6 protein-coding genes are annotated in these 7,931 nt (G+C 56.7%); 3 read left to right on the forward strand and 3 right to left on the reverse strand.

What is annotated here, in order from left to right; translation table 11 throughout:
* Window positions 1-177: 177 nt before the first annotated feature.
* From ACF8AM_RS15565 to efp, 3 genes are all read right to left on the reverse strand, one after another.
* Window positions 178-1,023, reverse strand: a complete 846-nt coding sequence (locus tag ACF8AM_RS15565) for a sugar phosphate isomerase/epimerase family protein (RefSeq protein ID WP_392556515.1) — start codon at window positions 1,021-1,023, stop codon at window positions 178-180.
* 111 nt (window positions 1,024-1,134) lie between these two features.
* Entirely contained in the window at window positions 1,135-2,487 is a 1,353-nt protein-coding gene (gene mgtE / locus ACF8AM_RS15570; protein WP_392556516.1) for a magnesium transporter, read from the reverse strand.
* Window positions 2,488-2,565: 78 nt separating this feature from the next.
* Window positions 2,566-3,135: an elongation factor P gene (efp, locus tag ACF8AM_RS15575; RefSeq protein WP_392556517.1), complete on the reverse strand. Its 570-nt coding sequence runs from the start codon at window positions 3,133-3,135 to the stop codon at window positions 2,566-2,568.
* Between the two features lie 43 nt (window positions 3,136-3,178).
* Here efp and epmB point away from each other — a divergent pair, with 43 nt between their 5' ends.
* From epmB to ACF8AM_RS15590, 3 genes are all read left to right on the forward strand, one after another.
* On the forward strand, window positions 3,179-4,327 hold the full coding sequence (gene epmB / locus ACF8AM_RS15580) for an EF-P beta-lysylation protein EpmB (RefSeq protein WP_392556518.1): 1,149 nt from the start codon (window positions 3,179-3,181) through the stop codon (window positions 4,325-4,327).
* Between the two features lie 79 nt (window positions 4,328-4,406).
* Complete coding sequence (locus ACF8AM_RS15585; protein WP_392556519.1) at window positions 4,407-6,155, forward strand: ABC transporter permease subunit; 1,749 nt, start codon at window positions 4,407-4,409, stop codon at window positions 6,153-6,155.
* Window positions 6,156-6,333: 178 nt separating this feature from the next.
* On the forward strand, window positions 6,334-7,404 hold the full coding sequence (locus ACF8AM_RS15590) for an aldose epimerase family protein (RefSeq protein WP_392556520.1): 1,071 nt from the start codon (window positions 6,334-6,336) through the stop codon (window positions 7,402-7,404).
* The last annotated feature ends 527 nt before the right edge of the window (window positions 7,405-7,931 follow it).

The following is a 7,931-nucleotide window of genomic DNA, read 5'->3' on the forward strand; positions in this document are numbered from 1 at the left end:
CCCAGTTGCAGTTTGTAACTGCTTGATGAGCATCAGTGCTTCTTTTCCATTCGCTTTGACTCTCCCGCTCAATTTCGGCTGATTGCCATAATCTATTAGCAGAACATCAAAGTCATTGATTTTGACTTCGACATTTGAGGCAATTGTTCTGCAACGCGAGACGAAGCTGACGAGGAACTACGCCAACACGTCGTCGCGAATTTTGGTGAGCAGTTCGATTGCGTCGCCAATTTCTGCTTTTTGTCGCGCCGGGTCTTCTGGAATTTCCCGTTCGATCGTCAGCGGACCGGCGTAGCCAATTTCCTTGAGTGTCTGCAGGTAAGTTTCCATGCCGACATCGCCCTTGCCCAGTGGGACTTCGCGACCAAACGTGACGCCTGGCTGATCGCTCCACAGGCCGTCTTTGCAGTGAACGCTACGGACGTGCGAGCCAACTTTGCGAAGCGCTTCGATTGGGTCGCCGGATCCGTACAAGATCATGTTGGCGGGGTCAAAGTTGATCTTCAGGTTGTCACGTTCGACCGTGTCGATGAAGGTCAGCAAGCCGTCCGCTGTTTCTTGCCCCGTTTCGAGGTGCAAGAATTGTTCGTTGGACCGACAATGATCACACAGTTGTTGGGTGACTTCGACGATGCCTTCGTAGTCCGCGTCAGCAGGATCGTGCGGAACAAACCCGATGTGCAACGCAACGCAGTCGACGCCCAATACGCGAGCGAAGTCGCTAATCTCCATCATTTCTTTCAGACGAGCCTGACGTGTCGCAGGCGGAACCAATCCTACCGTTTCGACGACGGTTGGGATGTCGGCGTAGCTTTCGCCATCGAACCCACCGAAGACGGCGGTGCACTGAACACCGTATTCATCCAATTGGGATTTGAATTTTTGAGCGGCTTCGGCGGTTCGGTTGTCAGCGTGCGGGGCGTGCAACTGAATCGTCGGCACTCCGAGTTCGCGAATGACCGGCCAAGCGACTCCTAGTCCCGCGTCGATGGAAGCGAATACACCAAGGGGCCAAGACGACATAAAACGGTCCTTTCAAAAAGAGAAGGTTGAGGAAGGGGCGGGACGTAATAGGGAAGCGAAGCGTGCTGCCGGGATCGAGGCAGCGATCGCGGAACCCTAGTCCATCAGGCCTTATCCGCCGAGCAGCACGCGAGCAACATTGATGTAGATCACGATGCCTAAGATATCAACTATTCCGGCCACAAAGGGGTTGCTCATCAAAGCTGGGTCCAAACCCATGCGTTTGAACAGGATTGGCAACGTGACTCCGCACATGCATCCACAGAAAATCACAGACAAAAGCGTGAACGGAATCACCAGAGCGGCCCACGCGGTCGGAGCGATTGCAAGTGCGACCAAGAAGCCAATCAGAGCGAGAAACCCACCCAAGAGCAGTGAAACGGCAAACTCGCGTGATAAAACCCGAGGCAAATCGCTGTTTTTGACTTCGCCACCGGTCATCGCAGTGATGACCAAGGTCGCCGATTGGCTGCCCGAGTTGCCACCGGCACTGATGATCAGCGGAATGAACCAAACCAACCAAGCAAATGCTGCGAGTTCGTCCTCGTAAGCACGCAGTGCAAACGCGGTCAGCAAAGCAGCGAAGAACAGAATCGTCAGCCAGATGCCACGCTTGTACGACAGTTTGAAAAGGCCGATTCGCAGAAAGTCATCTTCCAATGGCGCGACAGCGGCGATCCGTTGAGCGTCTTCGGTCAGTTCTTCTCGCACGACGTCGATGACGTCGTCGTGGGTGATGATGCCTAGCAGTTGGCGTCCCGAATCGACCACGGGAATGGCCAGCAAGTTGAACCGTTCGACTTTCTCGGCCACTGATTCTTGGTCTTCGCCGACGAGCGCGACGACGACGTCGGTTTCCATCAAATCGCCCAGCGTTTTGGTGGTGTTGCTGAGCGCAGAAACCAGTTGCCTCGCCGAGACGATGCCGCGAAGCAAGTTGTTGTCGTCGACAACATACAGGTAGTAGATCGTCTCCAGGTCGCTGGCCCGTCGCCCCAACTCTTCGAGTGCCTCGCGTGCGGTGAAGCGTTCGGCCAACTTGGCAACATCGGTCGTCATCAACGAACCGGCGGTGCCCTCCACGTAGGAACGCAACCGCTCGATGTCGCGTCGGTCGATGACCGGCAGCAACGGCAGAATTTTCGCGACCGTTTCCGCGGGCAGCGCGTGGATCAAGTCGACTCGGTCGTCCGGCGGGATTTCCTCGATCAACTCGGCGGTTTGCTCGGGTGGTTCCCGAGTCAGCATGTGGAGCTTTCGATCTTCTTCGAAGTAGCCGAAAATCTCTGCTCGCCGGTAGGGCTCCGCATATTGCAGCACCGCCCAGACTTCCGCGTCTTCCAACCCCTCCATGAACTCCGCCGTTCGGCCGGCGTTCAGCGTCACGCAGAACTCCCGTAGGTCAGTTTCCTGACCGAGTTGCAGCATTTCGCGAAGTTCGGGCAGGAAGAGAGTGTTGACCATGAGGACCTCAAGAGGTTGAGTTCACGATGGAACCACCGCGTTTCCGATTCCGTGACACGGTTGTCGAACGTTGCTTGGTCAGTTGTTGACCCGTTCGACGTATTCGTTGTTGACGGTGTTGATCTTGATCACGTTGCCTTCTTTGATGAATCCAGGAACGTTGAACTCAGCGCCGGTTTCGACCATTGCAGGCTTGGTGACGTTGGTGGCCGTGTCGCCCTTGGTGCCCGGACCACATTCGGTGACTTCCAACTGAACGTGCTGGGGTGGTTCGACGATGATTGCCGCGCCGTTGTACAGCGTCATCGAGCACTCGGTGCCGTCCTTGAGGTACTTCCAGATGTCGCCAGCGACTTCGTTGGGGACTTCGTACTGTTCGAACGTGGTGCCGTCCATGAACACGTAGTCTTGGCCTTGGCGATACAAGAACTGCACGGAGGTGGTTTCCACGTCGGCAGCTTCCAACGAGTCGCCGCCTTTGTAAGTTCGGTCGAGCGTGGTGCCGCGAATCAAGTTCTTCATCTTGCACTTGTACATCGCGTTGCCCTTGCCGGGTTTGACGAAGTTCATTTCGGTTATCAAATAAGGTTCGCCGTCGATTTGAACCTTCAGTCCTTTGCGAAAATCGCTGGTGTTGTACGTTGCCACGGTGGGCTCCACTATCAATCGGAAAAGCCAAACGGAAAAATCAGTGAACCGAGTCCTGGGAGGAAACGATCGTGCGGGCAGTTTAACGGTCAAAACCGAATTTGTCCCGGTGGGGGAACCGCCCCAAAACAAAGGTTCAGGCGATGTTTTTAGCCAAAAAAGCGATGAGTTGAATCGAGAGTCCTTGCAAATCACAACACAACCCGAAACCGCGAATTGGCGAGGCTCGATGAAGCGGGCGATTCGCTCGGTGGGAGAATTACGCCAGCACCTGAATTTGGGCCCTCTCGCGGGTGATCCAGCCGATTCGGGAGTCGCCGAAGACCACGGTTTTCCTGTTTTTGTGCCGCTGGAATTTGCCGCCAGGATGAAGCCAGGCGATCCGCACGACCCGTTGCTTCGTCAGGTTTTGCCGTTGGCAGAGGAAGCGGATTCACCTGCCGGTTTCAACAGCGATCCGGTCGGCGATTTGCACGCGGCGGTCGCGCCGGGGTTGCTGCACAAATACCACGGCCGAGCTCTCGCGATCACGACGGGAGCGTGCGGGATTCACTGTCGATATTGCTTTCGTCGCGAATTCCCTTACAGCGAAAACAGCAGTCGTGGCGCGCATCTCGATTTGGCACTGAAGTACTTGCAGGAAAACGATTCCATCGAGGAAGTGTTGCTCAGCGGTGGCGATCCGCTGACGTTGACCGATGAATCCGTTGCCGAATTGATGCACCAGATCGAATCGATTCCGCACGTTCGGCGTCTTCGCTGGCACACTCGAATGCCGATCGTGATCCCCACGCGAGTGACGGATGCTTGGATCGGTCGAATGCGAGCGTCTCGATTGACGTCATGGGTTGTCGTGCATTGCAATCATCCGGCGGAACTGGATGACATAACCGGCGCCGCGCTGATGCGATTGGTCGATGCGGGGATTCCCGTGCTGAACCAAGCGGTCTTGTTGCGCGGTGTGAACGACGATGTGGAGGTGTTGGAATCGTTGTGCCGACGGCTGATCGATTTGCGAGTGATGCCGTACTACCTGCATCAACTGGACAAGGTTCGCGGGGCGGCACATTTCGAAGTGGATCAGGAACGTGGTCGCGCGCTGATCGGTCAGTTAGAATCGCGTTTGCCCGGTTTCGCCGTTCCGCGATTTGTGTGTGAACAAGCCGGCCAAGCATCCAAGACACGGCTTTGATGTGAGTTCGCTGGGGTGAGGCAATGCCAGTGCGTTCCGCTTGTGTTTTCTGGTCGATCGCCACTCATCGAGAATTGCATTGAACAAGCCGATCGCTGATTCGCCGATTCCCTCTGCCGCGACCTCCGACAGGGTTCCCAATCCGGTCGCCGCGTGGCTGCAATCGGGGATTGCTTCGGCGGTGAACGCCCTGCGATTCAATCCGGTCGCAGCGTTTCGAAACAACCCGGTGTTGCAGCGTGAATTGCTGGTCAACCTGCGAACGAACCGTTCGTTTCTGTTGCTGCTGGTTTACCAGTTGGTGTTGGCGGCGGTCACGTTGGTGGCTTGGCCAAGCGATGAGCGATTGGATCTCAGCCAGGACCCGCCATCGGCGCGTCGTTTGGTGGATTTGTTTTTCCTGGGCCAGTACGTGATTGCGTCGTTGATGGCCCCCAGTTTCGCTGCGGGAACCATTTCAGGTGAAAAGGAACGGCAGACGTATGAAATGCTGCTGGCCAGCCCGTTGAAACCCGGTGCGATTGTTCTGGGGAAATTGGTGGCCGCGCTGACGCATCTGGCGCTGCTGATTGTCGCGTCACTGCCGATCATCGTGCTGTTCTTGCCGCTGGGTGGAGTCAGTGTTTACGAGGTGGCGGCTGCGTATCTAGGGCTGTTTGTCTCGGTGGTGTTGTTTGGCGCGATCGGCGTGTTCTGCAGCAGCTACTTTTCCCGGACCAGCAATTCCTTGGTCGTCAGCTACTTGCTGATCTTGCCGTTGGTGATCGGCGGTGTGTTGATGTGGCAGATGTTGGCAGGCGATGGTTTGCTGCGGCTCAAGGTGGTTGTGCTGGTGGTGCCCGCGTTTGCTCTGGCGGCAGTCACGTTGATGTGTGCTGCGGCGGCATCACGAATGTTGTACCCGCCGGATGTGGGCAGTGAGGGCAAGGAAGTGGTTGACTTGGAACAAGAGGCCGCCGAAGCGGTCGGGTTGGTGATTCAGCCCGATCAGTTTCCGGATCGGTTGTTTGCCCCGCCTCGTCGCGAAACGTTGATGGCCGACGGTGCCAATCCGGTTTACGACAAAGAGATCCACGGCGAGATCTTCAGTCAGGGCACGTTGATGCTGCGGCTGGTGATTCAGATCAGCATCTTGCTTGCGATTCCGTTGATGGGGGTGTTGCTGTTTTGGCAGACGCCGCACGCGCCTTGGTTTGCGGTTTATGTGATCGTGTTCAACATGTTGGTTGGGCCTGTGTTCTTGGCTGGAACGATGACCAGCGAACGTGAGCGGCAGACGTTGGATTTGTTGCTGACGACGACGTTGTCGCCCTGGAAAATCTTCTGGGGCAAATTCATTGTTGGTTTTCGAGTTGCGTTTGTGTTGACGAGTTTCTTGGTGTGGCCAATGCTTTTGGGCGTGGGGCTGAACACCGACTTCTATTCGAGTTGGCCATTGATCGTGGGCATGTTCGCGATTCCCGTCATGGTCAGCATCGTCAACGCTGTGATCGCGATGACCGCGTCGGTTTATCAGGAACGCACATCGATGGCGTTGATGACGACGTACCTGACGTTGCTCGTGCTTTATGTGGTCCCGCCCGGAATGCGGGTGCTGGCGTCGACATTGGGTTTGTCAGCGAAGGTTCAGCAATGGACGGAATGGGCGGGGGTGGCCAGCCCATTCTCTGCATTGTTTTCGCTGCCGATGGGGCCGCTCTTGATGCGTAGCGAGGGGTCCTATGCGGGGCAGCCAGCGTTGGTGATCGGATATTTTATTTTCAGTTTGTTGGTGGTGGCATTGGCCGCCTGCATGATCGCTTGGAAACTGCGACCGAAGCATGCTTGAAGGTGGAAAGGGGCACAGGGGCACAGGGGCTCAGGGGCTCAGGGGAAGCGGGTGAGGTTCGAAAACGCTGGGCTCCGGAATGTCTCGCACCTTGCGGGAAACTCGCGAAAATGCCAGTCTACAGATCACGCGAATTCGCGATCGATCGTCCATCCCTTGTAACTTCTTGCAGCGATTTATGAGCCTCGTCACGACTCCATTTGGCCAAACCAAGAGTGGGAAACCGGTCCAAAAGATCACGCTGACCAATTCGCACGGGCATCGTGTTTCGGTCATGAACTGGGGCGCTTCGCTGCTAGAGGTCGAGGTGCCGGATCGTGATGGTAAGCTCGCGAATGTGAACATGGTGTTTGATTCGATCGACCGTTACCTGGACTCGCATCCTGGTTTTGGCAGCTCCATCGGTCGGTTCTGCAACCGCATTGGATTCGGCAAGTTCGAGATCGATGGAGAGGAGTTCCAGGTCACCGTCAATCATGGCAAGCACTGCTTGCATGGCGGCGAAGTCAACTTTTCACACAAATGGTGGGATGCCGATTTGGTTTCCGGGAAAGATGTCAACGGCAACCCGGAAGTCGGTGTTCGGTACAGTTTGGTCAGCCCCGATGGAGACGAAGGCTTTCCCGGCGAAGTCACGGTGACGGCGGAGTACCGTTGGAATGACGCCAGCGAGTTGACGATTGAGTTCACTGCAACCACGACGAAGCCGACCCATGTGAATTTGACCAATCACAGCTATTGGAATTTGACGGGGATTTCACCGGGCGACGGTGGAGCAAGCTCCGTTCACGATCACGTGGCGCTGCTGCATTGCAACGAAACGTTGGATGTGGACGACGATTTGATTCCGACCGGATCGACGTCATCGGTCGTGGGCACACCTTTTGATTTCTTGCATCCCGAAGCAATCGGCAAACGCATCGATCAGTTGCCAGCCACCAAGGGATACGACCATTGCTATGTGGTTGCGGGGGAACCTGGAACGCTTCGCCCAGCGGCTCGCGTGGTGGATCCCAAGACCGGCCGAACGCTCGAGATTGAAACGACCCAACCCGGTATGCAGCTTTACACCGGCAATCACCTGGGAGGCAACGCGTCGTCAGCGGGGCACAAATCGCACGAAGCGTTCTGCTTGGAAACGCAGCACTACCCCGACGCTTGCAATCACCCGAATTTCAAAAGCACGCTGCTGCGTCCCGGCGATACGCTGAAGGAAACGACCGTGCACCGATTTGGCGTGGAAGCGTAGCTGGGGGCGGGGATTGAAAAAGCGGCGTTGGTGTTTGTTCTTTCCTGCGCCCCAACGGGGCAGCTTTAGGATAGCCCCAGGAATCGCCTGGGGTTTCGTTACGGCGACTCCGGCACGAGCCCCAACGGGGGCGGCCCTACGAACGACTCGCTAAAACCCGCTAGGACCGCCCCCGTTGGGGCTTTGTATTCTTGGTCCCGCCACAACCCAGGGCGTTGCCCTGGGCTGGAATAGGACTGCCCCTTTGGGGCGAAGTCGCGGAGCAAAATCCTGCGAGTCCAAAGTGGTGTCAATCCTAAGCATTCAGCAACTGGGGCTGGCGGTGGGCTGCAAGCTCGTGAGGGGCGACACGGAAAATGCGGCTTTGGGGTGTTTGTTCTTTTCTACGCCCCAAAGGGGCAGCTCTAGGATAGCCCCAGGCATCGCCTGGGGTTTCGTTACGGCGACTCCGGCACGAGCCCCAACGGGGGCGGCCCTACGAACGACTCGCTAAAACCCGCTAGGACCGCCCCCGTTGGGGCTTTGTA

This window comes from Rhodopirellula sp. JB055, assembly GCF_043100905.1.
Classification (GTDB): domain Bacteria; phylum Planctomycetota; class Planctomycetia; order Pirellulales; family Pirellulaceae; genus Rhodopirellula.